Here is a 25852-nt window from a genome sequence, read left to right on the forward strand (position 1 = left end):
GCCTCCTCCCGCCCGTTCGCTCAACTCTGGGCCCCGGGAGCGGCGGTGACCAGGCTGAGGGGCGCGGCCAGCGACTCCAGGCTGCGCCGCTCGGCCCGCACGCCGATCGCGGCCTCCACCAGCCCGGCCAGGCACATCAGCGCCGCGCCGATGCAGAACGCCAGCGTGGTGTCGGCCGGCTTGCCGCTGCTGACCAGGCCGTTGAAGAGCAGCGGGCCGGTGATGCCGCCCAGCGCCGTGCCGATCGCATAGAAGAACGCGATGCACAGCGCCCGGGTCTCCAGCGGAAAGATCTCGCTGACCGTCAGGTAGGCGGCGCTGGCGCCCGCCGAGGCGAAGAACAGCACCACCGTCCAGCACGCCGTGAGTGTCGTCGCGTCCAGGGCGCCGCGCTGGAACAAGGCGGCGGTGCCGAACAGCAACAGCCCGGAGAGCAGGTAGGTGCCCGCGATCATCGGCTTCCGGCCGACGGTGTCGAACAGCCTGCCCAGCAGCAGCGGACCGAGGAAGTTCCCGACGGCGATGACCACGAAGTAGTAGCCGGTGTCGCTCGCCGGCGTCTTGTAGAACGTCGTCAGGATCACCGCGTAACCGAACGTCACCGAGTTGTAGAGGAAGGCCTGTCCGACGAACAGGGCCAGTCCCAGCACCCCGCGCCGCGGGTAGTCGCGCAGCACGGTGCGGGCGATCGTGCCGAAGCCCAGCGCGCCGCGCTCGCGCACGGTGATCTCTTCCCGCACCGGTTCGAGTTCGCGGCCGCTCTGCTCCTGCACCTCCCGTTCGATGCCGTCGACCAGGCGCTCCGCCTCGTCGGCCCGGCCGTGGGTGATCAGCCAGCGGGGGCTCTCCGGCACCTGGCGGCGCACCAGCAGGATGCCGAGACCCAGCACCACGCCGATGCCGAAGGCGAGCCGCCAGCCGACGTCGGTGGCGAACAGCGAGGTGTTCAGCAGGGCGATGGAGGCGAGCGCGCCGACGGCGGCGCCGACCCAGAAGCTGCCGTTGATGATCAGGTCGATCCGGCCGCGCGCCCGCGCCGGGATCAGCTCGTCGACGGCGGAGTTGATCGCCGCGTACTCCCCGCCGATGCCGAGGCCGGTGAGGAAGCGGCAGAGGAAGAAGAACCATGCGGTCCAGGAGAGCGCGGTCAGCGCGGTGGCGGACAGGTAGACGGCGAGCGTCAGCATGAACAGCCGCTTGCGGCCGAACCTGTCGGTCAGATGCCCGAAGAAGAGCGCGCCGCAACAGGCGCCGGCCACGTAGAGGGCGGCGGCCCAGGTGGTCACCTGGGCGGTGCTGATCTGGATGCCGCTGCCGTTCTGGGCCAGCCGGGAGGCCATGTTGCCGACGATGGTGACTTCCAGGCCGTCCAGGATCCAGACGGTGCCCAGGCCGATCACGATCCGCCAGTGCCAGCGGGACCAGGGCAGCCGGTCCAGCCGGGCCGGAATCCTCGTCCTGACGGTGTCGTCGGCGCGGTCCTGCGTGCTGCGACCCCGGTCGGCGCTCTCCGGTCCGGTGCGCGCCGGTCCGGTGTGCACCGGGTCGGCGCCCCTCGCGTCGGACGGGATGCCGTCGTACGTGCTCACCTCGGACTCCTTCCAGGCGGCGGTGCGGTCTCCTCGCGCCTTCCCGTGATCGCCGTCGGCACACGTCCGCGGCGGCACCCGGTGTCCACCGGTCTGCCGCCGCGGCTGGGACGGTCGTATTCGGTCGTCGTCTTCGGACGGTCGTCTTCGGTCGTCGTCAGTCGATGCCGAAGGACCCGCCACAGGTGTGCACCCCGCCCGGCAGCAGCTCCGCGTAGCCGCGACGGCACAGCGGGCACAGCCGCTCGGGGAAGATGTCGGCCCGCTGCTCCAGGGGCCGTGTCGCGGCGTCGGGCCGCATCGGCAGCTCACACAGGGCGGTGTCGCCGCGCACCTGCGCGAGGTGCCACAGGTGCACGTCCTCCGCGCCCCACGCGCAGCCGGGTTCCGCCTTCAACTCCAGTTCCACTGTCCTCACCTCTGCTGGGGCCGCCGCGCGAAGGGCTCGGCGGCGGCGTGCGGGCCGCGCCTGCCCGTCACCTCCGGTCGCAAACCGCACGGCCGTTCACCACGGGCTCTCGCCGCGCGCGAGACGGCGCAGCCGGCCCAGACCGGTCCTGCGCCGGCGGCGCAGGCTGCCGCCGCGGTCCAGCTCCTCCATCAGGCGACGGCTCCGGTGCTCCAGGTCCAGCTCGTCGAGGATCCGGTCGATCTCGGCCAGCAGGGCGCCGTGGAGCTGCCAGTCGAGCGGGTGCTGCCGCACCTGACGCAGCAGCAGCTCCGCCACGTGGTCGCGGCTCGCCCAGGCCGCGCGCAGCTCGGCGCCGAGCCGCTCCTCCGCGCCGTCCGCGTCCCGGCTGACCTGGGTGGTGACCAGCACGCCGAAGCTCACCAGCGCGCCGCCCAGGTGCCCGAGGACGTCTCGCAACCCGGCCGCGATCTCGGGCTCGAAGAGCGGTTCGCCGGCACTCCCCCGCTTGGCGAGGTCGGTCAGCGAGCGGGCGATGACCCGCACCACCACGACGCAGATCTCCAGGGTGTCCAGGCCCGTGCGCAGCACCACACGGGAGAGCAGCGGCTCGCTGATGCGCGGGTTGAGCCGCAGGCTGTCCTCGGCCTGCCGCAGGGCGGCGTCGACCTCGGCGATGTGCTGGTCCAGCCGCCGCGCCTCGTGCAGCCGTTCGGCGGCCCGTTCGACCGAGGTGGGGTGGTCCAGCTCCTCGCCCAGGCTCAGCAGCAGCCGCCGGACCCGGCGGGCGAGGTCCTCGATCGACTCCCCCGCGCTCTCCACCCACACCGGCGGCGCGAAGAGCACGTTGAAGGCCAGTCCGACGCCGGCGCCGATCAGCGTCTCCAGCACCCGGTCCCAGGCCTGTGAGGCGAGCTGGGTGACGCCGAGGACCAGCATCGCGCTGATCGCGACCTCCTGGACGAACTCGCCCACCCTGATGAACTGGCCCAGCGTCAGCGAGGCCAGGATGATCAGCCCGAGGCTCCACCAGGACAGCCCCACCACCGAGCTGAACCCGATGGCGAGCACCACGCCCGCGACGACGGAGACGACGCGTCGGGCGCTGGTGGTCAGCGTCGAGTAGAGGGTGACCTGGACGACGAGCAGCGTGGTGAGCGGCGCGGTCAGCGGTGCGGGTTGGCTGCTCAGCCGTTCGGCGACGGCATAGGAGAGCGTCGCCGCCACGGTGGCCCGCAGCATCTGCACCACGACGGGGTCGCGCCGGGCTCGGTTCAGCGCGCCGGGAACGGCACTCGGGATGCGGGACACCTCCTACGTATGCCCGGCGGGTGCCGCCGGATCCCGAGGACGACCCGTCCGGAGGTGCGGCCCGGGGAGAACGGGGTCAGCGACCGCTCCGGCCGGGGAAGGCGAGCGCGGTGGCCCGTTCCGTCAGCCAGGTGAGCGGACTGCGGCGGTGGGCCCTGGTGTCGAAGGCCCCGTGGGGGCCGAAGTCCTGTCCCTGCGCGTCGTCGACCGGGTGCCAGAGATTGGCCCTGCGGTTCGCGTCGGCGGGTTCGGAGGTCTGCTGGGAGTCGTAGCCGGTCCTGGCCAGGTAGCGGTCCAGCAGGGGCGCGGCGAACCGCTGGGCCAGCAGGGTGGCGGTGGTGGAGGCGCCGACCCAGTACTGCTTGCGCCCCGGGTGGTCCGCCGCGAACGCCACCGCCCGTGCCGCGACCTCGGGCTGGTAGATCGGCGGCACCGGCTGCGGCTTGCGCGGCAGCCGCGACAGCACCCATTCGAACTGCGGCGTGTTCACCGCCGGCAGCTGCACGAGGGTGATCCGGACCCGGCTGCGGTCGTGCAGCAGTTCGCAGCGGACCGACTCGGTGAAGCCGTTCACGGCGTGCTTGGCCCCGCAGTACGCCGACTGCAGCGGGATGGCCCGCTCGCCGAGCGCGGAGCCGACCTGCACGATCGTGCCGCGGCCCCTGGGCCGCATCCGCCGCAGCGCGGCCATCGTGCCGTACACGGCACCGAGGTAGGTCACCTCGGTGACCCGACGGAACTCCTCGGCCTCGATCTCCTCGAAGGGAGCGAAGACCGAGGTGAAGGCGACGTTGACCCAGACGTCCAGGGATCCGAACGCGAGCTCGGCGCGGGCCGCCGCAGCCTCTACGGCCAGGGCGTCGGAGACGTCCACCTCCAGCGGCAGGGCGTGGCCGCCGGCCTGCTCCACGTCACGTGCCGCCGCCTCCAGACCGGCGTGGCCGCGCGCGATGAGCGCCACGTTGGCTCCCTGCGCCGCGAACTGCAGCGCGGTGGCCCGGCCGACCCCCGCGCTGGCCCCGGTGACCACCACCGTGCGCCGTCCGGCGCCGCCTGTCGATCCGTTCTCCGTCATCGATGCGTGCTCCTTCCGGCCCTTCGCCGGGCCCCGGGCGCGCCTTTCCCTGGCGTGTGGCGCCAAACATCCACGACTTCGTTTTCATGCTTTCGCGAGCACGACCGGAATTTCGTGCATCGGTTGACATACGTCCGCGCGCGCGTGAGTCTGTCGTAGGACGCGTGCGCCACGCGTCCGCCGTCGCCGACGGTCGCCGACGAGAGAGGTCTCGGACGAGGGGCCATGGACCAGACGCGCCACGAGGGACAGCCGATCGGCCGGCGGCCGACCCTGTACTCCTGCGAGATCGTCGAGAACGTGCTGGTCTACCGCCTGCACGGAGACCTCGACCTGGCCGACCCGGAGTCGCTGGTCTTCGGCAGGTCCCCCACCGGGTTCCACGCGGTGGTCGTCGACCTCGCCGACGTCAGCTTCTTCGGCTCCGCCGCGCTGAACTCGGTCCTGCGGCTGCGCCTCGACGCCGCGAGTCTCGGCGTGACCGTTCATCTGAGCGCGGTGCCGCGCATCGCCGCCCGGGTGCTGGAGGTCACCGGCGCCGACGGCCTCTTCCCGACACACGAGAGTCTGGGCGCCGCGCTCCGCGCACTCTGAGGCCCCCGGGACGGCTGTCAGGACGGTCGTCAGGCGGGCTGCGGACCGTTCCCCGCCCGGCTCTCGCCGTCGTCCGCCGCGAGGTGGTCGCCGAGCAGTGCGAGAAGGTCGGCCACGGAGGGCCCCGCGTCCGCGGGATGCCGCAGGGGGGCTGCGGCCGACACCTGGTAGTGGTTGGTGCGGCCGACCCGGGTGTGCGTGAGGTAGCCGCCCTGCTCCAGGTCGGTGATGATCCGCTGCACCGCACGCTCGGTCAGCAGGCAGTGCAGGGCGATGTCGCGGACGCGCACTCCCGGGTCGCGCGAGATCTGGACCAGCACGCGCGCGTGGTTGGTGAGAAACGTCCACGTCGCGCGAGTACCCGGCACTTGCTCCATACCCGCCATCGTACGACTTCCGTTTCACGCTTCGTGAGGTCGGACACCTCATTCGTACGATCCCGACGCCGGATCTCCGCACACCAACGGCCGGACGGGGTGGAGCCGCTGGGCCCCGCAGCGGACTGCGCCCAGCGGCTCCACCCCGGTCCTCACCAGCGGTACCAACGACTCCGGCCGCCCCCTACCCGGTCCCCGCCGCGGGCGACGAACCCCAGCAGCCAGAGCACGAGCACGGCGAGCGCCACCCACCACAGGATGTGCACGGCGAACCCGATGCCCCCGAGAACGATCGCCAGCAGCAGCACGAGTACGAGAATCAACATGCAAGACACCTCCTCGGGCCGCGTGTGCCCGCTCGTTCAACATTCACACAGGCAGGTCGGCAGGCCGGTCACACCGGTCGGTCGGGGCTCCGCTGCCGGTCCGCCCGCGGCGCGCCGTCCTGGCCCGGCACCCTGGGAGGGCTGCGCCGGGCGCGCAGGAACAGCGGCAGGGCCACCCAGCACAGCGCGAACCAGGACAGCACCAGGCCGGCGACCAGCCAGGCCGCCCAGCCCAGTCCGGCGACCCGCATCAGCAGCAGCAGCGCGCAGCCGATCGCCAGTGCCAGCAGCGTGACGCCGAGGCCGACGAGACGGCTGACGGCCCGCACCATCCGGGGTTTGACGTGGTGTCCGGCGAGCAGGCGGTGGTAGGTGACGGGTGCGATCAGGGTCCCGGTCGCCACCGCACCGAGGATGACCACGATCTCGTACAGGGTCCGGTCGAAGCCGTGCAGCCGGGCGAAACGGTCGGTGAAGGCGACCGAGAGCAGGAAGCCGAACATGATCTGCGCGCCGGTCTGGGCGATGCGGACCTCCTGGACCAGGTCCGTCCACCGCCGGTCCGCCGCCTCGTCGCGGCTCTCGTGCCGGTCTCCGCTCACTTCGGGCATGACGGGCTCCTGGGTCCCTGCTCAGGTCCCCGGGCGACGGTGGCGCTCGAGGACGTCGTGGCGGGGTGTCAGGCCGAGACCAGGGGCGCCGCTTTCGCCGGGGCGGATCTCGCCGCCGGTCGGATCGAGGTGGCCCTCGAAGAGACGGGCCTCGATCCTGACGTGGTCGTGGAACCACTCCAGATGGCGCAGGTTCGGGACGGCGCAGGCGGCGTGGGCGTGGACGTGCGGGGCGCAGTGGCCGGACAGCTGCAGGCCGTGGGCCTGCGCCACCGCCGCCGCCCGCAGCCACACCGTCAGACCGCCGCAGCGGGTGGCGTCGGCCTGGAGGCAGTCGACGGCGGGGGCCATGGCGTCGAAGTAGGGCAGCGTGAACCCGTACTCCCCCGCCGCGACCTCGGTGTCCAGCGCGTCCCGGATCCGGGCCAGGCCCGGCAGGTCGTCGGAGGAGCACGGCTCCTCGAACCAGCGCACATCGTGCTCGCGCACCAGCGCGCGGCCGAGCCGGATCGCCTGGGTGACGCCGTATCCGCCGTTGGCGTCGACGTAGAGCTCGACGTCCGGGCCGACGGTCTTCCTGGCGAGCTCGACCCTGGCCAGGTCCCGCCGCTCCTCCGAACCCCACCCCTCCCCGATCTTGATCTTGACGCGCGGGATCCGCCGGTCCTCGGTCCAGGCGCGCAGCTGCCCTTCCGTGCGGGCGTCGTCGTAGCTGGTGAAGCCGCCGCTGCCGTAGACGGGGACGGAACGCCTGGCCCGTCCCAGCACGTCCGCCAGCGGGAGCTGCAGCAGACGGGCCTTCAGGTCCCACAGGGCCACGTCCACCGCCGAGAGGGCGTAGCCGCCGATGCCGGGACGCCCGGCGTTGCGCAGTGCCCGGGTCATGGCCTCGTTGGCGGCGGGCACGTCCCAGGCGCTGCGCCCCACCACGCAGTCGGCCAGCAGGTCGTGGACCACCGAGGCCGCGCCGGCCGCGCCGTAGGTCCAGCCGAGGCCGGACGCGGTGCCCGAGTCGGCCTGGACCAGGACCATGGTGGTGGAGTCCCAGCTCGCGGTGCCGTCGGCCTCCGGCGCGTCGGTGGGGAAGTCGAGCACCTGGACCGTGAGCGCGTCGACGACCGGGGCGGGGGCGCTGGTCATGTGTCCTCCTCGGCGGCGTGCTGGGCGCGCACCCGCGCGAACTGGAGCAGGTCGGAGAGCCCGAGCGTGGCGAAGGTGGCGGTGACCAGGCGGGTCGCCCGGGGTGCGAAGACGGACCCGGCGGTGAAGCCGGTCGCGATCCACATGCCGATGCAGAACGGGCAGCTGATCAGCTCGCCGACCGCCTTTCTCGCGCCGTCGCCGCGCACGTCCTCGGCCAGCTCGGCGGGCCCGCTGGTGCCCTCGAAGCGGGTGAAGGGGGCACGGATCGGGCTGGTCACCGGGTCCTTGGCGATGATCCGTCCGAGTTGGTGGGTGGCCAGGGCGGCGAGGGTCACGTCCCAGGGCGTCGGCTGCGGCAGCGGTCGGCGGGTCAGCCGGGCCGCCGCGCCGAGGCCGAGGGCCGTGACGGCGTAGACGCCCATCACCCCCGCGTAGCCGGCCAGGGGCCGGTCCTGGTCCGGGGCGTATGCGTGCGCCTCGCCCTGGAGATGCTGCTGGAGCTTGTCCCAGACGTCGGCGACGGGCCTCATGAGCGCTTCCTCCTCGATGCTCGGCGCGACGCGGCGCGCGTGGTGAGCGCGGCGGCCCCGAGCAGTCCGCCCGCCGCCGCGGCGGTCAACGCGCAGGCCGGACCGGCGTGTTCGGCCGGACGGCCGGCGGCCTTCTCCGGGTGGTCACCGGGAGCGGGGCCGTCCAGGCCGAGGGCGAGGGCCTCGGCCAGGTGCACGGCCTGACGGCCGGTGCCGGCCTGGTCGATCTGGGTGCGGCAGCTGAAGCCGTCGGCCAGGACGAACGCGCTGGGCGCGGTGGCGCGAACCGCGGGCAGCAGCCCGCCCTCGGCGATCTTCAGCGACAGCTCGTGGTGGCCCCTCTCGAAGCCGAAGTTGCCCGCCAGGCCGCAGCAGCCGGCGTCCAGCACCTCGGCGTCGATCCCGGCCCGGCGCATCAGCTCCCGGTCGGCGTCGAAGCCGAGCACCGCGTGCTGGTGGCAGTGGGTCTGCACGGTGGCGGCGCGGGTCAGCCGCGGCGGACTCCAGTCCTCGGGCGCGTGGTGCACCAGTTGCTCGGCCAGCGTGCGCAGTTGTCCGGTCAGCCGGGCGATGTCGCGGTCGGCGGGCAGCAGGTCGGGGGCGTCGGAGCGGAAGACGGCGGCGCAGGAGGGCTCCAGGGCGACGATCGGGGTGCCGGCCTCCAGCCAGGGCCGCAGGGTCTCCGCGGTGCGGCGCAGAATCCGTTTGGCGGTGGCGAGTTGGCCGGTCGAGATCCAGGTCAGGCCGCAGCACACGGTGGTCTCGGGGAGCGCGACCCGGAATCCGGCGTCCTCCAGCACCCGGACCGCGGCCTGCCCGATGTGCGGATGGAAGTGGTTGGTGAAGGTGTCCGGCCACAGCAGCACGGTGCGCGGGTCCCGCGGGTCCGGGGTCGCGCGCCCGCTCTCCCGCCACCACTCCTGCAGGTTCCGCGCGGCGAACAGCGGGGCCTCCCGGTCCGGGGCGACGCCCGCGAGCCGCTTGCCCGCACCGGCGAGCAGCGGGGCATGCAGGGCCGCGTTGGCGAGCCCGGGTGCGACGCGGGCGAGCCGTGCCCACAGCGGCAGCCAACCGAGCGCGTAGTGCGCGGGCGGACGCAGCCGGCCCTCGTAGTGGTGGGCGAGGAACTCGGCCTTGTAGGTGGCCATGTCGACGCCGACCGGGCAGTCGGACTTGCAGCCCTTGCAGGCCAGGCAGAGGTCCAGCGCGTCGTGCACCTCGGTGGAGCGCCAGCCGTCCTTGACCGCCGAGTCGGCGTGCCCGCCGAGCATCTCGAAGAGCAGCCGGGCCCGGCCCCTGGTCGAGTGCTCCTCCTCGCGGGTGGCCCGGTAGGACGGGCACATCACGCCGCCCTCGTGGGTGCGACAGTTGCCGATGCCGACGCAGCGCATCACCGCCCGGGTGAACTGGTGGTCGTCGTCCGGGTAGGCGAAGTGGGTCTCCAGCGGCTCCGGCCGCCACTGCGCCCCGAGCCGCAGGTCCTCGTCGACGCGGTGCGGGTGGACCACCTTGCCGGGGTTCATCCGGTCGCCGGGGTCGAACAGGTGCTTCATCTCGCCCATGGCGTCCACCAGCGGCTGCCCGAACATCCGCGGCAGCAGCTCCCCGCGGGCCTGGCCGTCGCCGTGCTCGCCGGAGAGCGAACCGCCGTAGGAGGCGACCAGATCGGCCGCGTCCTCCAGGAAGCGCCGGAAGTCCCTGATCCCCCGGGCGTCGGTGAGCCCGAAGGGGATCCTGGTGTGCACGCAGCCCTGCCCGAAGTGGCCGTAGAGCGAGGCCTGCTGGTAGCCGTAGGCGGTGAACAGCCGCTCCAGGTCGCGCAGGTAGTCGCCGAGGCGCTCGGGCGGGACGGCGGAGTCCTCCCAGCCCTCCCAGGTCTCCCGCCCGTCGGGCGGACGGGCGGTGACGCCGAGTCCGGCCTCACGGGTCTTCAGCATCTCCTGTTCGCGGGCCGGGTCGTCGGAGAGCGCGACGGTGGCGTCCTTCTCCGACCGGCCCAGGGCGCGCAGCAGGGCGTGGGCCTGCGCGTCGGCCTCCTCCTTGGTGTCTCCGGTGAACTGCAGCAGCAGCCAGCTGTCGCCCTCGGGGAGCTGGGCCAGCGAGTCGAGGTGGGCGTGCTCCTCGCGCATGAGCTGAGCCATCCGCCCGTCCACGGCCTCCAGTTGGGCGGGTCGGGAGTGGGCGAGCAGGTCGGGGACGGCGTCGGCGGCGGCGCAGATGTCGTCGAAGCCGAGGATCAGCATCGCGTCCGCGGCCGGGACCGGGACGAGCCGGAGCTCGGCGTGCAGCACGGTGGCGAGGGTGCCCTCGCTGCCGACCAGCGCGCGGGCCAGGTCGAAGCCGTTCTCCGGCAGCAGCTCGTCCAGGTTGTAGCCGGAGACGCGGCGCGGGATCTTCGGGTACCCGCGCCGGATCTCGGCCAGGTGTCGGGCGGCGAGCTCGTGCAGTCCCTGGTACAGGCGGGCGCGGGGCCCGCCCTCGGCCAGGATCCGCCGGTACTCGTCCTCGCCGGTGGGGCCGACCCAGCAGCGCACCCCTTCGTAGGTGAGGATCTCCAGCCGGTGCACGTTGTCGGCGGTCTTGCCGTAGGCCTGGGCCGAGGCGCCGCAGGAGTTGTTGCCGATCATCCCGCCCAGCGCGCAGTGGCTGTGCGTGGACGGCTTGGGACCGAACATCAGCCCGTGCTCGGACAGTTGTCGGTTCAACGCGTCCAGCACGATGCCGGGCTCGACGACGCAGGTCCGCGCCTGAGGGTCGACGGAGAGCAGGTGGTCGCAGTGCTTGGTCCAGTCGACGACCACCGCTGCGTTGGTGCACTGTCCGCCCAGGCTCGTGCCGCCGCCGCGCGACAGCACCGGCGCGGCGAAGCGGGAGCAGACCGCCAGCGCGTCCACCCCCGCCTCGACGTGGCGGGGCACCACGACGCCGAGCGGGACCTGCCGGTAGTTCGAACCGTCGGTGGCGTACGCCCCGCGGCTGCCCGCGTCGAAGCGGACCTCGCCGTCCACCTCGTCCCGCAGCGCCCGCTCCAGCCCCGCCAGGTCCAGCTCCTCGGCCATCGCCCGATCCCTTCCGCCACGCGACGCGTCACTCGGCCCGGGGCCGCGCCCGGCTTCCCGGCGCGTCTGACCGAAGCGGACCGGGACAAACCTCGCCGCGGCGGCCCCGGTCTCCTGCGGATCAGATCCCGTGGCGGCTGTAGAGCGCGCCGTAGTAGCTGCCGAGCCGCTCCAGATAGGCGGCCTCCGGCGGCTGGATCAGCCGGTCGAACTCGGGCGCGTCCTTGATCTCCTGCCGGGTGCGGTCGACGAAGGCCATCTCGCGCGGCAGGTCCACCAGGGAGACGGCGCCGGCGGGCAGCACGACCAGCCTGCCGAAGATCCACGGGCCGGTGTCGACGACCAGGTACGAGCCGTAGGTCTCGTGCTTGCCGACATCGACGACCTTGCCGATCCTTCCGTCCAGCGCCTCCACCCCGAACCCGGCCAGGTCCGTCGAGTCCTGGTGTCCGGCGTCCTTGCGGTAGCCCCAGATCACGGGGTTCGTCGTCATCGCCCTTCCCTTCCTCGCGCGGGGTTGCGTCCCCTCGGCGGCTACCCCGCACCCTCGCGGCGAACCGGTGCGTGTCCGCGCTGAGGGGCCCCCTCAGGGTGGGCGCTCAGGGCTCGGTGTCCGCCTCGGCGGCCATGGTGCTGCTGTCGACGTCGATCCGGTCCGCGGTCCGCCGCAGCACGACCCTGACCGCGTCCACGGTGCTCCGGTCCGCGCCCTGCTCGGGCCAGCGGGCGAGCTGCTCGGCGATCTGCCGCAGCAGCTCGGACAGGACCGGGGCAGGAACCATCACCTCGCCGTCGCCGTCCTTGCGCCACATCAGGGGAATCTGCACGGACGTCATCTCCTCGGCTCGCTCCCGTGCGGTTTCCCGCCGCGGCTACCCGCCCCACGCGTCGGAAACCGGTTTCGCCCCCTCGCCGGGGGTACACGCCGCGCATGGTGACCGTTGGCGTCGAGGAGGAGTACCTGCTGCTCGATTCCGCGACCGGCCTGCCGACGGCGGAGTGTCCGCGCGTGCAGGCTGTCGCCTCCGCCTTGCCCTCCGTCCGCGACGGGGAGGTGACGCCCGAGCTGCTGCAGGCCCAGATCGAGATCGCCACGCCGGTCTGCAAGACGCTGGAGCAGGTCGCGACGGAGCTGCGCCGCCTGCGGGCCGCGGTCCGGGCGGCCGCGGCCGCCGTCGGCTGCCGCGTCGCCGCGACCGGCGCGGCGCCCGCACGCGGCGGGACGTGCACGCCGGTGTCCGAGGGGGAACGCTACGCCCGGATGCGGGACAGGGAGCGCAGGCTGGTCGACGAGCAGTTGATCACCGGCATGCACGTGCACGTCGGCGTCCCCGACCGGGCGGCGGCGGTGGCCGTGGTGACCAGGCTGCGGCCCTGGCTGCCGGTGCTGGCCGCGATGGGCGCCAACTCGCCGCTCTGGGACGGAGCCGATACCGGCTACGCCAGCTGGCGGACCCTGCTCTTCGGCCGCTGGCCGGTCAGCGGTCCCCCGCCCGCGTTCACGTCCGAGGCGGACTACGAGGACCGGGTCCATGCGCTGCTCCGGGCCCGGCTGATCACCGATCGCGGACAGCTCTACTGGCACGCGCGTCCGTCCGAGCGCTACCCGACCGTCGAGGTGCGCGTGCTCGACGTGCAACCGGGGCCGGCCGACGCCGTCCTCTACGCGGGCCTGGTCAGGGCCCTGGTGCTGCGGGCGCTCGCGGACGGGCGGGAGGGCGTCCCGCTGCCGCAGGTCAGCGGCGAGCTTCTGGCGGCGAACACCTGGTGGGCCGCCCGCCACGGACTGTCCGGCTCGCTCTGCGACCCGAGGGACGGCCGGCAGCGGCCCGCCGCGACCGTGGTGGCCGCGCTCGTCGAACGGACCGAGCACGAGCTCGCCCGCCTCGGCGACCTCTCGGTCGTCGAGGCGGGCGTGGACCGGCTGCTGCTCCTGGGGACCCCGGCGCAGCGTCAGCTGCAGGCGTACCGGGCGGGTGGTGTGCCCGGCGTGCTGGACCTGATCACCCAGGACTGGTGAGCGGACCGGGCTCAGTCCACCCGCCCGCGCAGGCTCGCCCAGGCCACGGCCGCGGCGGTCACGGCGCCGGCCGCGAAGGCGCCGATCAGCGTCTTGGTGGGCCGGGAGACGGAACGGCGCGGCGGCCGCCCGAGGCCGACCCGGGCCCGGTCGAGGACGGTGCCGGTCTGTGCGGCGGCGCGGCGTGCCAGCCGGCCGGCCTGGTCGGACACGGTGTGGGCTGCGGCCGTGGTCTTCTCCGAGGCGTGAGCGAAGGTGCTGCCCATAGGAACTGCCCTCCCTGACAATGGAGATGTCGTTGGCTCCTGGCGTCTACCCCGAATCCGCCGGACTATCGGCTCTCCGCCCGGCAGTCCGGCGAGTGGTGACGCACCGTCAGCAGGACGGGCTCGACTTTGACTTGTCCGTTGCATTACAATCAGAAGCGTCGGGGTGCCCGGCGGCGTTCCCCCCGTACGCCGTCGGGCACCCCGATCCCGTTGCGTCAGGCGCTCGTTGGCCGGGATGCGCACAGCGGGCCGCCGACGCGTCGATCCGCACGGTCCGCGGCGGCCATCACCCGGACCAGGCGCTGCACGGACGGCGACGGCCGCCGCAGTACGAGTCGCCGTCCCGCTCCCTGCCACAGGGCCAGGACCGACAGCAGGCCGGAGTCGGCGAACCGGATCCGGGACGTGTCCAGGACGAGCCGGGTGCAGCCGCCCTCGGCCGCGCGGGTCAGTATCGGACGCAGCGGCGCGACGCTGAAGTGGTCGGCCTCTCCGGCGATCTCGACGGTGAGGGTCGATCCGCTCACCCGACAGGAGAGGACCGTTATGACGGGCGGCGCCGCGTCGTCGCCGAGCTCGTCGTGGGCATGGGGGGCCAGTATGGGACTGCCGTCCGAAGTAGTCACACCCGGCCAACGCCCCACCCGCTGACGGGACATGGGCGGCCGATCCGCCTCACCCGACTGGACGTCCAAGATCGCCCACCCAGACCAGCGACCGGGCGGACTACCCCCGGTGGTCGCCGAGGTGCCCTGCGGGCAGCAGGCAGCCGTGCACGTCCCCGCCCTCGCGAAGCGCAGGCTCCCAGCACGGCGGGACGGCCAGGATCGCGTGGCCACGGCCGCCCGGCTGCGCCGGACCCTCCCACACGACCCACCAGTGCACGCCCTCGTCCGACACCTCCTGCACCTGGACGAGGAAGGCGTGCGGCCCGTCGTGACCGGCCGCGTGGGCGCAGCCGCCCGCGTCGACGGTGGAGTCGACCGCTCCCGGCAGCTCGTCGAGGCGCCGGCGCTCCTCGGGCGTGAGGGTGACGGCCGCGGTGCACTGTCCACTGGTCATGCCGGGAGGCTACCGGCAGACGCCGACAGTCTCAGGTCCTGCCGTCCCGCTCCTGCGCGTCGCGCAGCGCCGTGGACCGCCCGCGCGAGGTACTGGCCCAGCGGGCCCTGACGACCCGGAAGCCGGCCCGTTCGGCCGCGTGGCAGACCAGCTCGTCGTCGTCCACGAGCAGGCTGACCACCCCACGCCGGCCGAGATCGCGCAGGACGTCCAGCTTCATGGTGCGCGCCGGACGGCGGTCGGCGTTGTCGCGCATCCAGAGGCGCCCCTCGGGCAGGCCGTGGCGCTTCAGCCAGTCCAGCGTGTCCCTGCGGCAGCGCTCGGGACGGCCGGTCAGGTAGACGACCTCACAGCTGGCGGCCGCCTCCCGGACCAGCCGCAGACCCTCGCCCAGGGGCGGGTCGAGGTGCAGCGCGGCGAAGAAGCCCTTCCAGTCCCTGGGCTGCCCCTCCAGAAAGTGCTGCCGGTGCCCCGTCTCGGCCAGTGTGCCGTCCAGGTCGAACACGGCCAGCGGCCTGGCGTCCCTCGTCGTCGGCGTCGTCACGCCGACCAGATTATCGGGACATCCGGGCCCGACTTTACGAGACGGACTCGTATCGATACGATAGCGTTCCGATACTAATCCGTTCTGCTTTGAGGGGGTGAGCACCCGATGACACAGACCAGCCACGTCCCCGGACGCAAACGCGACGCCTCCCGCGACGACGCGCTGCGCCAGGCCGCACTCGAGGTCCTGGCCGAGGTCGGCTACGACCGGCTGACCGTCGACGCCGTCGCGGCGCGCGCCGGGGCCGGAAAGGCGACGTGCTACCGCCGCTGGGCGGGCAAGGCCGAGTTGGTCGTCGACGCGGTCAGCCACATGAAGGCCAGGCTGGAGCAGCCCGACACCGGCTCGCTGCGGGGCGACCTGCTCGCGCTCACCTCGCACGCCCACGACGCGGACGACTCCTTCAGGGTGGACGTCCAGGCCGGGCTGGTCTCGGGCCTGGTCCGCGACGCCCAGTTGCGCGAGGTCTTCGCCGAGCAGTTCGTCGCGCCCCGCAAGGCCGTCTTCCGCACCGTGTTCGACCACGCGATCCAGCGCGGCGAGATCCCGCCCGCCCCGGACGTGGAACTGCTGTCGGACATCGTGCCCTCCATGGTCTTCCACCAGCTGATCCTGACCGGCAGGCCGCCCGACGCCGCCTTCATCCTCAAGGTCATCGACCGGATCGTCCTCCCCCTCGCCGCACACCCGAACCAGAACCAGACAAGGACCCCCTCGTCATGAACGAGTCGACAGCCCAGGCACTCGACCCTCGGCGATGGCGGGCCCTGGCCTTCATCGGCCTGGCCCAGCTGATGGTCGTCCTCGACGGCACCATCGTGAACATCGCCCTCCCCTCCGCGCAGCACGACCTGGGCATCAGCGACGCGAACCGGCAGTGGGTCGTCACCGCGTACGCCCTGGCCTTCGGCGGACTGCTGCTCTTCGGCGGGCGCATAGCCGACCGCTGGGGCCGCCGCCGCGCCTTCGTCATCGGCCTGATCGGCTTCGCCGGCGCCTCTGCGCTCGGCGGCGCGGCGGTCAACACCGGCATGCTGCTCGGCGCCCGCGCCCTGCAGGGCGCGTTCGGCGCGATCCTCGCCCCGGCGGCGCTGTCGCTGCTGACCGTCATGTTCACCCAGCCCAAGGAGCGCGCCAAGGCGTTCGGCGTCTACGGCGCGATCTCCGGCGGCGGCGCGGCCATCGGCCTGATCCTCGGCGGCGCGCTCACCGAGTACGCGAGCTGGCGCTGGACGCTCTACGTCAACGTGATCATCGCGGTCGTCGCCGTGGCCGGCGCGATCTTCGAGATCAGGGAGCCCGAGGGCAGCCGCAACCCCAACCGCCTGGACATCCCCGGCATCCTGCTGGCCGGCGCCGGTCTCTCCTCCCTCGTCTACGGCTTCACCAAGGCGTCGACCGACGGCTGGTCCTCGACCACCACGCTCGGCTTCATCGCCGCCGCCCTGGTCCTGCTGGCCGGTTTCGTCCTCGTCCAGTCCCGGACCCGGGCTCCGCTGCTGCCGCTGCGCGTCGTGCTCGACCGCAACCGCGGTGGCGCGTACCTGACCATCGGCATCGCCGTGGTCGGCATGTTCGGCGCGTTCCTGTTCCTGACCTACTACCTCCAGGTCGTCCTGGGCTACAGCCCGCTCAAGAGCGGCCTCGCGTTCCTGCCGATGGTCGTCGGCATGATGATCGGCGCCACGCAGGTCGCCGTCCGGCTGCTGCCAAAGGTCCCGACCCGGGCGCTGATGGTCCCCGGCGCGCTGATCGCCTCGGCGGCCATGCTGATCCTGACCCAGATCTCGGTCGGCGGCTCCTACGCGACCCACGTCCTGCCCGCCCTGCTCATGCTCGGCTTCGGCATGGGCCTGGTGTTCATGCCGGCGATGAACCTGGCGACCCGCGGCGTCAAGCCGCAGGACGCGGGCGTGGCCTCGGCGATGGTCAGCACCTCGCAGCAGATCGGCGGCGCGATCGGCACCTCGCTGCTGAGCACGATCGCCAACAACGCCACGACGAACTACGTGCACTCGCACGCCGCGCAGGTCCACTCGCAGGCGGCGGGCGCCCAGCTCAAGCTGGCCGCGATGGTCCACGGGTTCTCCACCGCGTACTGGATCGCCGCGGGCCTGCTGGCCCTGGCCGCCCTGTCGGCGGGCCTGCTGGTCAACGCCAGGCCGCTGAACACCGACCACCACGGTGAGCACCACGGCGGCGACGCCGAGGTCGGCTCCGAGGACGCGGCCCCGGTCTTCGCCCACTGACGGCACCCGCCCGAACCGCCCGGCCGCGACGCGCACCCCGCGTCGCGGCCGGGCGTCGTCAGTCCCGCCTGCCTCCGAAGATGTTCAGGAAGAACAGGAACACGTTGAGGATGTCCAGGAAGATCGACGCCGCCAGCAGCGGGGCGGAGGCGATGTTCTGCGAACGTCGCAGCCGCTGGAAGTCGAAGAGGGTGAACCCGGCGAAGATGACCAGCCCGAGCACGCTGTAGATGAGCGACGCGTGCGGGATCCGCACGAAGATCGCCACAACGCCGAAGAGCAGCAGCGCCAGCAGTGCCCAGAAGCAGACCCTGGCCAGGCCGGACAGGTCGCGGTTGGTGGCGTAGCCGGCCGAGCCGAGCGCCCCGATGAACAGGGCGGTCGCACCACCGGCCTGCCACAGGGCCTGCGGATCGGTCGTCGCGTAGTAGACCAGCGTCGGCGCCATCGCGACGCCCATGAGCAGGCCGAACGCGCCGAGCAGCGCGACCGTCGCCTCCCGGGAGCGGGCGGCGGTGAAGCGCATCGCGATCAGCGCCGCGAAGGCGCCGAGAAAGGCGACGAAGCCCGCCCCATGGGTGAAGTCGCGCCCGACGTACGCGCCTAGGGCGAACAGCGCGGCGGTGGCCGCGACGAAGCTCATGGTGCGGGCGAACAGCGTGTTCGTCGAGACCGCCTGGCTGCGGCGGGCCGTTGTCGTGTCGTACATGGTCCTGGTGTACCCACACGGGCCGGGGAATCCCCAGGTCTCAGCCAGTTACCCCGAACAGCGGCCCGCCGCGCCGCGCGACGGCCTCAGAGGTCGATCACGCGGTTCAGCACGTCCCGGTACTGCTGCAGCACGACGCGGAGCTGCTCGGTCGAGGTGCCCGTGTCCACGGCGGCGCTGCCCGGTCCGAGCGCCTGCCACTGGCCCCTGACCTCGGCGTTGCGGGCCAGCAGAGCCTCGGCGACGCGCCGGGTGGCGCGCACCACGACCGCGTCGGCCCGCTCGGCCGCCTGGCGTGGGTCGTCGACGAAGTCGTACTGCACCTGCTGCCAGTCGTCGCGCAGGCGCTGCGCGACCTGCGGTTCCAGGACCGGGGACCGGTGCGGACCCGCGTGCGCCCTGGGCGCCACGGATGCCGCAGCCGCGTCGACCGGCGGCAGGACGGGTTCCGCCGGGGATTCCGGGGCGTCCGACATGTCCGGCGGAACCGGCGCGTCGTCCGTGTCGGCCGCCCCCGGCACGTCCGGCGGACCGACCGTGTCCGGGACGCCCTGTACCTCCGGCACGTCCGGGGGACCGACCGTGTCCGGGGCCTCGTGTACCGCGGGGATCTCCCGGGCGTCCCGCGCTGCCGGTACCTCCGACGCCGTCGGCGGCTCATGAGTCGCCGGGGCCGCCTGGGCGACTGATTCGTCGTCCGGGCCCTTCTCGTGCGGGCGCTCCCGGTCCGGGGTCTCCGGGTCGGGGCGCTGCGAGCGGGCGAACGCACCGTCCACCCGGACGCCGTAGCCGACCTGCTTCTCCAGGCTGTTCCTCTCGCTCACCGTGCCCTCCCACTCGTCAGCCGGGACTCGTCGTCGCGTTCGGCGCGGTCGGTGCGTTCGACGCGGGGCAGATCCTCCGCCGTGAGCAGCAGCTCGCACACGCTCCTGGCGCTCAGGAAGCCCTCGCGCAGTTCCTCGGTCGACGCCGTGCCGCCGTCCGCGCGCGCCGCGACCCCGTGTGCCTGCTGGTAGCGCCGTAGCACCTCTTCGCCGCGGAACCGCAGGACGGCCTGACGGTCCTCGCGGTCGGCGGGCAGGCCCATGTCGTCGAGCAGTTCCTCCAGTGCCTCCACCGCGCACCCCAGCACCGCGGCAGGCGCGTCGACGAACTGCCGCTGCAGACCGCGCCATCGCGAGCGCACCTGTTCCGCCCCGGCCGCGTCGGGCGCCCGGAGGGGGACGGCGTCCAGACGCCGCTCACGCTCGCGCAGCGCCCGCTCCGCCCGCCTGGCGTTTCCCTGATGGGCAGTCAACGCCGTTTCGTACTCCGCCCCGAAACGCTCCCTCAGCCGCCGGGATCCGCTCCTCGACCGGACGGTCACGACCGCACAGATCGCCACGGCGACGACGGCCACCAGGGCGACGACCCACTGAACCGGCATGTCACACTCTCCCTTCGAGGGCGGCTGTGACCCGCTCGGGACCCCGGAGCCCGCGGCCCCCCGCCGGCCCCCTCGCCGCTCCCCACGCAACGTGTCGACCGCGGGCGTCTACCCCGCCGCGCCGCGGCTACGCGAGCGGCGGGAGCGCCCGATCCCCGCCCGATCCCTGCCCGGCCGCTTGAACGGGCGCGAGCCGGGTAGTGGAACGGATGGCGAAGGGAGGGCCGGGGCCCGCTCGCGGGCGGTTCCGGTGCGGGGGTCATGTCCGTGGGCCCGAAGCTCCTAGGCGGTGAGCGCCATGACAGCGCCCGGTGGTCACATCCTCGCAGTCGGCGCGGCAGCAGGGCTGCTGATGCTCGCGGCGGCCTGCGGCAGCAGTTCGACGAACAACTCCTCCCCCACTCCGAGCGCGCCGCCCGGCACCAGCGCCCCCGCGACCTCGGCCGCGTCGGGACCGGCGTCACCCGCCGGCACCGGCGGGGCGGTCGCCGCGGCCTGCGGCACCGGGACTGCTCCGCGGGTCGGCGGATCGGGACCGAGTGACCCCACGGGCGCCGCCAAGGCCGTCGCCACCAACTACGCGACCTTCTTCAACGCGGCCACCCCCGCCGCCCAGCGGGTCGCGCTGCTGGAGAACGGCGCCGCCTACGCGCCGGTCCTGCAGGGCTTCGCCGGAAACCCGCTGGCTTCCAAGGCGACCGTCACCGTCACCGCCGTCGACTTCACCGGTCCCACCACCGCCACCGTCACCTTCGACCTCTGCGAGAGCGGCGCTCCGGCGCTGTCAGGATCCTCGGGAAAGGCCGTCCTCGAGGGCGGCGTCTGGAAGGTCTCCGACACCACGCTCTGCGCGCTGGTCCAGCTCTCCGGCAACGGCACTCCCGCACGCTGCGGCTGAGCCGGCGTCCGCAGGAATGACGCGCCCCTTCCGGGGCAGGCGCGGAGCGTCACCAGCCGAATACGACCAGGAATCGTCATGCGAGTATCTCCGCCTTCCCGACCGCCGGGGTCCCGCCCCGTGCCGAACCCCTCCCCCAGCTCCCACCACTACCGCATCGTCTTCGCCGAGCGCGGCGACGCCGTCTGCGTCCCGATCGGCATCGACTTCGTGCGCCGGGCGCTCACCGAGTGCCGGGACGAGGTGCACCCCACCGGAGCGGACAGCGCCCCGCCGGACGCGGACGCGCTGCTGGTGGCCGGGGAACTGCTGGCCAACGCCCACAACCACGCCGGCGGGCCGTGCAGCCTGGACCTCGACTGCGCCCAGGGGCGCCTGCGCATCCAGGTGACCGACCGCAGTCCGGAGCGACCGCACCCGGTGCTGCCGCACCGGGCGGAGCGCATCGGCGGACACGGCCTCTACATCGTCGACCGGCTCAGCGCGTCCTGGGGCTCCACGCCGGCGTCCGGCGGCAAGACGGTCTGGGCGGAGCTCTCCGCGTTTACCGGGTCCGAGCGCGGTTAGCCGCGCGCCATGGACACCCCACTCGTCAACGCGAGCCCGGCGGCGGATCCCGGATCCGCACCGCTGGGCCGGGCCCTGGACGCGCTCGGAACGCTCGAGCGACTCGACGCCGTCGCCGCACCGCTGGCCTCGGCGATCCGCTCCCTCCCCGTCGGCGACGCGCGCGACGCGCTGCGCGGAACGTGGCTGGGACATCCGCTGCATCCGGCCCTGGTCCAGGTGCCGATCGGCTGCTGGACCAGCGCGGCGGTGCTGGACCTGGTGCCGCACGAGGGCCGGGCCGCGACCGGCCTGGTCGCCCTCGGGCTGCTCGGCGCCGTGCCCAGCAACGCGGCCGGCTGGGTCGACTGGGCCGAGCTGCCCCCGGCGCAGCAGCGCACCGGCCTGGTCCACGCGGCCTCGAACGTCACCGCGATCCTGCTGTACTCGGCCTCCCTGCTCGCCCGGCTGCGCGGGCACGGCTTCCGCGGCCGGGCCCTGGGCTGGGCGGGCCTGACCGTGGCCACGGTCGGCGGGATCATCGGCGGCCATCTCGCGCACGCGACGTTCCCCGACGCCGCGGCCGATCCGGACACGGCCGGCCGGGCTTCCGCGGACGGACGCCTCCGCGACGCCTCAGTCCCCGCGTCCGGCGCCGCGTGAGGGCACTCCGCGCCGGGCACGGCCGGGGCTCCACGAGTCCGCCCAGGCCGGCAGGGACGCGCTGAGCACCGCGTACTGGGCCCAGCATTCGGGGCAGCGCAGGTCGAGGTCGACGTCCCAGCAGTCGGCGATCGGCCTGACCTCGGCCACCGGCTCCGTCAGCCGCCGGCACAGCCCGGTCAGACGGTGGGCGGGCACGACGTGCCACCGCCTGACCGCCCGCCCCGGATTCGCGGGCCGGTGTTCGGCCCGGAGCTGGTAGCCACCTCGCATCACGCCCTCCTCGACAGCTCCGCCCCACACCGGACCGGGCGCTGCACCTCGCGTCTGACCGCGCCGCGCCCCGCCCAAACCCGGCCGGACGGACCTGGTCGGCCCGGCGATCCGCGCGGCCCCACGCGCGCGCGGATCGCCGGGCCTTCGGTGCGTCAGGCGGCGGCCGGGGTGTAGTGCGCGGCCTCGTCGCCCTCGATGACGTGGCTGCGCGCACCGTCGACGGAGACCGGGACGTCACCGGCCACGGTGACGCGGTGGAGCAGGCGGGGCAGGTCGCCGTAGTCGTCCGGCGCGTAGTGCTGGGTGGCGCGGTTGTCGAAGAGCACCAGGTCGCCGGGGTTCCACGCGATCCTGACGACGTTCTCCGGCCGGGTCACGTAGGCCTGCAGCAGGCGCAGCAGGTCACGGGAGTCCGAGGGCCCGAAGCCGACGAGGCTGCGGGCGAAGCCGCCGATGAACAGACCGCGCTCACCGGTCTCGGGGTGCACCCTCACGACCGGGTGGGCGGTCTGGTACTTCCGCGAGACGAACTGCCGGCGCCGCTCGGCGGCCTTGTCGTCCCTGGGGGCCGCGTAGTCGTAGTCGTTGGTGTGGACGGCCCACAGGCGGTCGGCGAACTCGCGCAGCGACTCGGGCAGATCGCGGTAGGCGGTCTGGGAGTTGGCGATCAGGGTGTTGCCGCCGTAGGGCGGCACCACCAGGGCGCGCAGGGTCGACGCCTTCGGCGGGGTGCGCACGAAGGTGACGTCGGTGTGCCACTGGTTGGCGCGCACCCCCTCGTCGCCGTCGACGGGCAGGATGTGCGGCTGTCCGTCCACGGCGGGGACGGTCGGGTGCGCGGTGGTCAGCTCGCCGAAGAGCGAGGCGAAGCGCAACTGACCGGCGTCGTCCAGGTGCTGACCCCGGAAGACCAGGGCCTTGTGCTCCAGGAGCGCGGTGTTGATGTCGGCGACGAGCGCCGCGTCGGGCGTGCCGTCGAATTCCTCGGCGAGGTCGACGCCGGTGATCTCGGCGCCGATCCGGCCGCCGATCCTGCGGACGTCGAATCCGGTGTTGGACATGGTGGTTCCTTCCGTTCGAGGTGCGGGTTGACGGGTGGTCGTGACCGACCGGCTCAGGTGGTGACCGCGAGCCGGTTGGCGGGGCGCGGCAGGCCGTAGTGCTCCCGGAGGGTGCGGCCGGTGTACTCGGTGCGGAAGAGCCCGCGACGCTGCAGGATCGGCACGACCTGGTCGACGAAGTCCTCCAGGCCGCCGGGCAGGATCGGCGGCATGATGTTGAAGCCGTCGGCCGCGCCCTGCTCGAACCACTCCTGCAGCTGGTCGGCGATCTGCTCGGGGGTGCCCGCGTAGACGCGGTGGCCGCGACCGCCGCCGAGGCGGGCGACGAGCTGGCGCAGGGTCAGTCCCTCGCCGCGTCCGAGCTCGGCGACCAGGGTGAAGCGGCTCTTGTTGCCGTTGATGTCCCGTTCCTCGGGCAGGTCGGGCAGCGGGCCGTCCAGGGGAAGGCCGGTCAGGTCGACCCCGAGCATGCCGGACAGCTGCGCCAGCCCGTACTCCACCACCTGGAGGTCGGTCAGCTCCTGCAGCAGCGCCTGCGCCTCGGCCTCGGTGCCGCCGATGACCGGGCAGATCCCGGGCAGCACCAGCAGCTCGTCGGCGCTGCGGCCGTAGGCGGCCAGCCTCGACTTGAGGTCGCGGTAGAACGCCTGCCCGTCCGCCAGGGTCTGCTGCGCGGTGAAGACCGCCTCGGCGTGGCGGGCGGCGAACTCCTTGCCGTCCTCGGACGATCCGGCCTGCACCAGCAGCGGGTAACCCTGCGGGGAGCGCGGCACGTTGAGCGGGCCGCGGACCTGGAAGTGCTCCCCGCGGTGCTCGATGGGCCGGACCTTGTCGGTGTCGGCGTAGACGCCTGCCTCCCGGTCCAGGATCCTGGCGTCGTCCTCCCAGCTGTCCCACAGCTTGGTGGCGACCTCGAGGAACTCCGCGGCGCGTTCGTAGCGGGCGCGGTGCTCCAGGTGCTCGTCCCGGTTGAAGTTGCGGGCCTCGTCCACCGACCCCGAGGTGACGATGTTCCAGCCCGCCCGGCCGCCGCTGATGTGGTCCAGGGACGCGAACTTCCGCGCGGTGTGGAACGGTTCGTTGAAGGTGGTGGAGACGGTGGCGATCAGGCCGACGTGCTCGGTGACCGCCGCGAGGGCGGAGAGCAACGTGAGCGGTTCGAAGCCGCCCAGGGCGTTGTGCCTGACCTTGCCCCACAGGGCCAGGCCGTCGGCCAGGAAGACCGAGTCCAGCCGGCCGCGTTCGGCGGTGCGGACCAGGTCCTGCCAGTAGCGCAGCTCGGTGGCGTCCTGGGGACGGGAGCGGGGGTGACGCCAGGCGGCGTCGTGGTGGCCGGCGTTCATCAGGAACGCGTTCAGATGGAGCTGTCGGCCGTTTCGGTGGTCGGCGGAAGTCATGGTGTCCTCACGGGTGATGGGGCAGGCGCCAGGAGCTGAGCCGCCGCTCGGCGGCGACCAGCAGCTGGTTGAAGAGCACGCCGATCGCGGAGATGGTGACGATCCCCGCGTACATCTGCGGAATCGCGAAGTTGTACTGGGAGGTGTTGATCAGATAGCCGAGCCCGGCCTTGGCGCCGATCATCTCGGCGGCGACGAGCACCAGGATCGACACGGCCCCGGCCAGCCGGATGCCGGTGAAGATCACCGGGACCGAGGCGGGCAGGATGACCTTCTGGAACAGCCGCGGCGCGGACAGGTCCATCGAGCGGGCCAGGCGCAGCAGCACCGGGTCCACCCCGCGCACGGCGCTGATGGTGTTGAGCAGGATCGGCCAGGCGCAGGCGTAGACGACGATGGAGATCTTCGAGGTCTCCCCGATGCCCAGCAGCAGGACGAAGACCGGGAGCAGCGCCAGGGCGGCGGTGTTGCGGAACACCTCCAGCAGCGGCCCGAGCAGGTCGGCGACCGGCCGGTACCAGCCGATCAGCAGCCCCAGCGGCACCGCGAGGGCGACCGCGATCCCGAAGCCGCTGAGCGAACGCACCAGGCTGGCCTCGGCGTTGGCGGCCAGACTGCCGTCGTTCAGCAGTCCCCACCAGGCGCTCGCGACCTGGTCGAACGGCGGCAGGAAGGTCGCGTCGACCAGACCCAGCCGGGGCGCGGTCTCCCACACGCCCAGCAGCGCCACGATCGCGACCGACTTGGTGCCGACGGCCAGCAGCAGCCGACCGGTCCGGCGCAGCAGCCCGCGCCGCTGCCCTCGCGTGCGGAGCGGCTCCGTACGGGGGGGCGCGGGCCGCGCCTGCCCGTCGACCTGGCGGACGACCGGAGTCGTGGTGGTCATGCGACGGCCCTCTCTTTCTCCAGGAGTTGGGCCCGCGCCACCTCGTCGTGCAGCAGGGACCAGATCTCGTGCCGGTGCCGGGCGAACTCGGGCGCGGAGCGCAGGTCAGCGGCGGCGTCGCGGGGGCCGAGGTCGATCGGCACCACCTGCTTGATCCGTCCGGGCCTGGAGGTGAGCACTGCGACGCGCCCGCCGAGGTAGACCGCCTCGTCGATGCCGTGGGTGATGAACACGACGGTCTTGCCCGTGTGGCGCCAGACCCGCAGCAGCTCGTCCTGCAGCGACTCGCGGGTCTGCGCGTCCAGGGCGGCGAACGGCTCGTCCATCAGCAGCACGTCGGGGTCGTAGGCCAGGCTGCGGGCGATCGCGACGCGTTGCCGCATCCCGCCGGAGAGTTCGTGCGGGTGGCGGTCCTCGAAGCCGGACAGGCCCACCAGCTCCAGGTACTCGCGTGCGCGGGCGGCCCGCTGCCGGCGCGGCACGCCGGTGGCCTCCAGACCGAACTCCACGTTGCCCTGGGCGGTGCGCCAGGGCAGCAGCGCGTACTGCTGGAAGACGATGCCGCGGTCCAGGCCGGGACCGGTCACCTCCCGGCCGTCCAGCAGGATCCGGCCGCTGGTGGGCCGGGCCAGCCCGGCGGCCAGGTCCAGCAGGGTCGACTTGCCGCACCCGCTGGGGCCGACCACGACCAGGAACTCCCCGGCGGCGACCTCCAGGTCGATGCCGTCCAGCGCGGTGAGCTCCTGGGCCGCGCCGCGGCCGCGGGCAGGGAACACCTTGCCGACCCGCTCGAAGGCGATCTTCGATGTCGAGGCCACG

The 25852-nt window shown here is 73.3% G+C and carries 31 protein-coding genes; 7 read left to right on the top strand and 24 right to left on the bottom strand.

The features are described 5' to 3' along the window. Nucleotides 1-20: 20 nt before the first annotated feature. The 4 genes from BS83_RS28160 to BS83_RS28175 all read right to left on the bottom strand — a co-directional run bounded on the left by BS83_RS28160 (nt 21) and on the right by BS83_RS28175 (nt 4384). Nucleotides 21-1589, bottom strand: a complete 1569-nt coding sequence (locus BS83_RS28160) for an MFS transporter (protein WP_408641038.1) — start codon at nt 1587-1589, stop codon at nt 21-23. 157 nt (nt 1590-1746) lie between these two features. After that, nucleotides 1747-1998 carry a hypothetical protein gene (locus BS83_RS28165; RefSeq protein WP_037606253.1) on the bottom strand — a complete coding sequence of 84 codons (252 nt, stop codon included), beginning with the start codon at nt 1996-1998 and terminating at the stop codon, nt 1747-1749. Between the two features lie 96 nt (nt 1999-2094). Continuing rightward, complete coding sequence (locus BS83_RS28170) at nt 2095-3240, bottom strand: FUSC family protein (RefSeq protein ID WP_084715123.1); 1146 nt, start codon at nt 3238-3240, stop codon at nt 2095-2097. A 145-nt stretch (nt 3241-3385) separates the two neighbouring features. Beyond that, nucleotides 3386-4384, bottom strand: coding sequence for an SDR family oxidoreductase (locus BS83_RS28175; RefSeq protein WP_198035316.1), 999 nt, complete (start codon nt 4382-4384; stop codon nt 3386-3388). 225 nt (nt 4385-4609) lie between these two features. Between BS83_RS28175 and BS83_RS42260 the strand changes: the two genes are divergently transcribed. Continuing rightward, nucleotides 4610-4978 carry an STAS domain-containing protein gene (locus BS83_RS42260; protein WP_051944170.1) on the top strand — a complete coding sequence of 123 codons (369 nt, stop codon included), beginning with the start codon at nt 4610-4612 and terminating at the stop codon, nt 4976-4978. Nucleotides 4979-5007: 29 nt separating this feature from the next. Here BS83_RS42260 and BS83_RS28185 read toward each other — a convergent pair whose 3' ends face one another. The 8 genes from BS83_RS28185 to BS83_RS28220 form a co-directional block, all read right to left on the bottom strand. Further along, entirely contained in the window at nt 5008-5355 is a 348-nt protein-coding gene (locus tag BS83_RS28185; RefSeq protein WP_037606255.1) for a helix-turn-helix transcriptional regulator, read from the bottom strand. A 152-nt stretch (nt 5356-5507) separates the two neighbouring features. Then, entirely contained in the window at nt 5508-5681 is a 174-nt protein-coding gene (locus BS83_RS28190; RefSeq protein ID WP_037606256.1) for a hypothetical protein, read from the bottom strand. Nucleotides 5682-5749: 68 nt separating this feature from the next. Beyond that, nucleotides 5750-6292 (bottom strand): DUF6328 family protein, encoded by a 543-nt coding sequence (locus BS83_RS28195; RefSeq protein WP_063774243.1) that lies wholly within the window; start codon nt 6290-6292, stop codon nt 5750-5752. Between the two features lie 21 nt (nt 6293-6313). Further along, entirely contained in the window at nt 6314-7432 is a 1119-nt protein-coding gene (locus BS83_RS28200; protein ID WP_037606257.1) for an enolase C-terminal domain-like protein, read from the bottom strand. Further along, a complete protein-coding gene (locus BS83_RS28205; protein ID WP_037606258.1) occupies nt 7429-7965 on the bottom strand; it encodes a DUF1360 domain-containing protein in 537 nt (178 codons plus the stop codon). Before BS83_RS28205 ends, BS83_RS28200 begins: the two co-directional genes overlap by 4 nt. Beyond that, entirely contained in the window at nt 7962-11024 is a 3063-nt protein-coding gene (locus BS83_RS28210; RefSeq protein ID WP_037606259.1) for an FAD-binding and (Fe-S)-binding domain-containing protein, read from the bottom strand. The genes BS83_RS28205 and BS83_RS28210 overlap by 4 nt, the downstream gene beginning before the upstream one ends. Nucleotides 11025-11145: 121 nt before the next feature. Continuing rightward, entirely contained in the window at nt 11146-11517 is a 372-nt protein-coding gene (locus BS83_RS28215) for a hypothetical protein (RefSeq protein ID WP_037606260.1), read from the bottom strand. A gap of 106 nt (nt 11518-11623) precedes the next feature. Further along, nucleotides 11624-11851: a hypothetical protein gene (locus tag BS83_RS28220; protein ID WP_157597347.1), complete on the bottom strand. Its 228-nt coding sequence runs from the start codon at nt 11849-11851 to the stop codon at nt 11624-11626. Nucleotides 11852-11955: 104 nt separating this feature from the next. On the opposite strand from BS83_RS28220, the gene BS83_RS28225 reads away from it, so the two are divergent. After that, nucleotides 11956-13044: a carboxylate-amine ligase gene (locus tag BS83_RS28225; protein WP_037606262.1), complete on the top strand. Its 1089-nt coding sequence runs from the start codon at nt 11956-11958 to the stop codon at nt 13042-13044. Nucleotides 13045-13055: 11 nt separating this feature from the next. On the opposite strand, the gene BS83_RS28230 is transcribed toward BS83_RS28225, so the two are convergent. From BS83_RS28230 to BS83_RS28245, 4 genes are all read right to left on the bottom strand, one after another. After that, nucleotides 13056-13310, bottom strand: a complete 255-nt coding sequence (locus tag BS83_RS28230) for a hypothetical protein (RefSeq protein WP_037606264.1) — start codon at nt 13308-13310, stop codon at nt 13056-13058. Between the two features lie 218 nt (nt 13311-13528). Beyond that, a complete protein-coding gene (locus BS83_RS44335) occupies nt 13529-13840 on the bottom strand; it encodes an STAS domain-containing protein (protein ID WP_037606265.1) in 312 nt (103 codons plus the stop codon). Nucleotides 13841-14039: 199 nt separating this feature from the next. Further along, a complete protein-coding gene (locus tag BS83_RS28240) occupies nt 14040-14375 on the bottom strand; it encodes a hypothetical protein (RefSeq protein ID WP_037606266.1) in 336 nt (111 codons plus the stop codon). Between the two features lie 31 nt (nt 14376-14406). Continuing rightward, on the bottom strand, nt 14407-14919 hold the full coding sequence (locus BS83_RS28245; protein ID WP_037606267.1) for a phosphatase domain-containing protein: 513 nt from the start codon (nt 14917-14919) through the stop codon (nt 14407-14409). Nucleotides 14920-15027: 108 nt separating this feature from the next. Here BS83_RS28245 and BS83_RS28250 point away from each other — a divergent pair, with 108 nt between their 5' ends. Next, nucleotides 15028-15645: a TetR/AcrR family transcriptional regulator gene (locus BS83_RS28250; protein ID WP_037606268.1), complete on the top strand. Its 618-nt coding sequence runs from the start codon at nt 15028-15030 to the stop codon at nt 15643-15645. Beyond that, entirely contained in the window at nt 15642-17171 is a 1530-nt protein-coding gene (locus tag BS83_RS28255; protein ID WP_037606270.1) for an MFS transporter, read from the top strand. The genes BS83_RS28250 and BS83_RS28255 overlap by 4 nt, the downstream gene beginning before the upstream one ends. Nucleotides 17172-17229: 58 nt before the next feature. Here BS83_RS28255 and BS83_RS28260 read toward each other — a convergent pair whose 3' ends face one another. From BS83_RS28260 to BS83_RS42270, 3 genes are all read right to left on the bottom strand, one after another. Then, the gene (locus tag BS83_RS28260) at nt 17230-17880 is read right to left on the bottom strand and encodes a Bax inhibitor-1/YccA family protein (RefSeq protein ID WP_037606271.1); all 651 of its coding nucleotides are present in this window, start codon (nt 17878-17880) and stop codon (nt 17230-17232) included. Nucleotides 17881-17966: 86 nt separating this feature from the next. After that, on the bottom strand, nt 17967-18704 hold the full coding sequence (locus tag BS83_RS42265) for a hypothetical protein (protein WP_051944172.1): 738 nt from the start codon (nt 18702-18704) through the stop codon (nt 17967-17969). After that, nucleotides 18701-19306: a hypothetical protein gene (locus BS83_RS42270; RefSeq protein WP_051944173.1), complete on the bottom strand. Its 606-nt coding sequence runs from the start codon at nt 19304-19306 to the stop codon at nt 18701-18703. Before BS83_RS42270 ends, BS83_RS42265 begins: the two co-directional genes overlap by 4 nt. Nucleotides 19307-19595: 289 nt before the next feature. Between BS83_RS42270 and BS83_RS28280 the strand changes: the two genes are divergently transcribed. From BS83_RS28280 to BS83_RS28290, 3 genes are all read left to right on the top strand, one after another. Then, nucleotides 19596-20204, top strand: a complete 609-nt coding sequence (locus BS83_RS28280; RefSeq protein WP_157597348.1) for a hypothetical protein — start codon at nt 19596-19598, stop codon at nt 20202-20204. Nucleotides 20205-20324: 120 nt separating this feature from the next. After that, nucleotides 20325-20771 (top strand): ATP-binding protein, encoded by a 447-nt coding sequence (locus BS83_RS28285; protein ID WP_037606274.1) that lies wholly within the window; start codon nt 20325-20327, stop codon nt 20769-20771. 9 nt (nt 20772-20780) lie between these two features. After that, complete coding sequence (locus BS83_RS28290; RefSeq protein ID WP_051944175.1) at nt 20781-21413, top strand: DUF2231 domain-containing protein; 633 nt, start codon at nt 20781-20783, stop codon at nt 21411-21413. Here BS83_RS28290 and BS83_RS28295 read toward each other — a convergent pair. The 5 genes from BS83_RS28295 to BS83_RS28315 form a co-directional block, all read right to left on the bottom strand. Next, entirely contained in the window at nt 21387-21686 is a 300-nt protein-coding gene (locus tag BS83_RS28295; RefSeq protein WP_037606275.1) for a hypothetical protein, read from the bottom strand. The genes BS83_RS28290 and BS83_RS28295 overlap by 27 nt on opposite strands. Nucleotides 21687-21841: 155 nt before the next feature. Further along, nucleotides 21842-22750, bottom strand: coding sequence for a TauD/TfdA dioxygenase family protein (locus BS83_RS28300; RefSeq protein WP_037606277.1), 909 nt, complete (start codon nt 22748-22750; stop codon nt 21842-21844). 53 nt (nt 22751-22803) lie between these two features. Further along, on the bottom strand, nt 22804-24147 hold the full coding sequence (locus BS83_RS28305) for an LLM class flavin-dependent oxidoreductase (RefSeq protein ID WP_037606278.1): 1344 nt from the start codon (nt 24145-24147) through the stop codon (nt 22804-22806). 7 nt (nt 24148-24154) lie between these two features. Continuing rightward, a complete protein-coding gene (locus BS83_RS28310) occupies nt 24155-25033 on the bottom strand; it encodes an ABC transporter permease (protein ID WP_084714219.1) in 879 nt (292 codons plus the stop codon). Further along, entirely contained in the window at nt 25030-25851 is an 822-nt protein-coding gene (locus BS83_RS28315; protein ID WP_037610026.1) for an ABC transporter ATP-binding protein, read from the bottom strand. The genes BS83_RS28310 and BS83_RS28315 overlap by 4 nt, the downstream gene beginning before the upstream one ends. Between the last annotated feature and the right edge of the window lies 1 nt (nt 25852).

This window comes from Streptacidiphilus rugosus AM-16, assembly GCF_000744655.1.
Classification (GTDB): domain Bacteria; phylum Actinomycetota; class Actinomycetes; order Streptomycetales; family Streptomycetaceae; genus Streptacidiphilus; species Streptacidiphilus rugosus.

Coding starts and splice junctions, on each gene's coding strand:
- BS83_RS28170 (WP_084715123.1), bottom strand. CDS start 3,240: ATGCTGCGGGCCACCGTGGCGGCGACGCTCTCCTATGCCGTCGCCGAA.
- BS83_RS28175 (WP_198035316.1), bottom strand. CDS start 4,384: ATGACGGAGAACGGATCGACAGGCGGCGCCGGACGGCGCACGGTGGTG.
- BS83_RS42260 (WP_051944170.1), top strand. CDS start 4,610: ATGGACCAGACGCGCCACGAGGGACAGCCGATCGGCCGGCGGCCGACC.
- BS83_RS28185 (WP_037606255.1), bottom strand. CDS start 5,355: ATGGAGCAAGTGCCGGGTACTCGCGCGACGTGGACGTTTCTCACCAAC.
- BS83_RS28190 (WP_037606256.1), bottom strand. CDS start 5,681: ATGTTGATTCTCGTACTCGTGCTGCTGCTGGCGATCGTTCTCGGGGGC.
- BS83_RS28195 (WP_063774243.1), bottom strand. CDS start 6,292: ATGCCCGAAGTGAGCGGAGACCGGCACGAGAGCCGCGACGAGGCGGCG.
- BS83_RS28200 (WP_037606257.1), bottom strand. CDS start 7,432: ATGACCAGCGCCCCCGCCCCGGTCGTCGACGCGCTCACGGTCCAGGTG.
- BS83_RS28205 (WP_037606258.1), bottom strand. CDS start 7,965: ATGAGGCCCGTCGCCGACGTCTGGGACAAGCTCCAGCAGCATCTCCAG.
- BS83_RS28210 (WP_037606259.1), bottom strand. CDS start 11,024: ATGGCCGAGGAGCTGGACCTGGCGGGGCTGGAGCGGGCGCTGCGGGAC.
- BS83_RS28215 (WP_037606260.1), bottom strand. CDS start 11,517: ATGACGACGAACCCCGTGATCTGGGGCTACCGCAAGGACGCCGGACAC.
- BS83_RS28225 (WP_037606262.1), top strand. CDS start 11,956: ATGGTGACCGTTGGCGTCGAGGAGGAGTACCTGCTGCTCGATTCCGCG.
- BS83_RS28230 (WP_037606264.1), bottom strand. CDS start 13,310: ATGGGCAGCACCTTCGCTCACGCCTCGGAGAAGACCACGGCCGCAGCC.
- BS83_RS28240 (WP_037606266.1), bottom strand. CDS start 14,375: ATGACCAGTGGACAGTGCACCGCGGCCGTCACCCTCACGCCCGAGGAG.
- BS83_RS28250 (WP_037606268.1), top strand. CDS start 15,028: ATGACACAGACCAGCCACGTCCCCGGACGCAAACGCGACGCCTCCCGC.
- BS83_RS28255 (WP_037606270.1), top strand. CDS start 15,642: ATGAACGAGTCGACAGCCCAGGCACTCGACCCTCGGCGATGGCGGGCC.
- BS83_RS28260 (WP_037606271.1), bottom strand. CDS start 17,880: ATGTACGACACGACAACGGCCCGCCGCAGCCAGGCGGTCTCGACGAAC.
- BS83_RS42270 (WP_051944173.1), bottom strand. CDS start 19,306: ATGCCGGTTCAGTGGGTCGTCGCCCTGGTGGCCGTCGTCGCCGTGGCG.
- BS83_RS28290 (WP_051944175.1), top strand. CDS start 20,781: ATGGACACCCCACTCGTCAACGCGAGCCCGGCGGCGGATCCCGGATCC.
- BS83_RS28295 (WP_037606275.1), bottom strand. CDS start 21,686: ATGCGAGGTGGCTACCAGCTCCGGGCCGAACACCGGCCCGCGAATCCG.
- BS83_RS28300 (WP_037606277.1), bottom strand. CDS start 22,750: ATGTCCAACACCGGATTCGACGTCCGCAGGATCGGCGGCCGGATCGGC.
- BS83_RS28305 (WP_037606278.1), bottom strand. CDS start 24,147: ATGACTTCCGCCGACCACCGAAACGGCCGACAGCTCCATCTGAACGCG.
- BS83_RS28310 (WP_084714219.1), bottom strand. CDS start 25,033: ATGACCACCACGACTCCGGTCGTCCGCCAGGTCGACGGGCAGGCGCGG.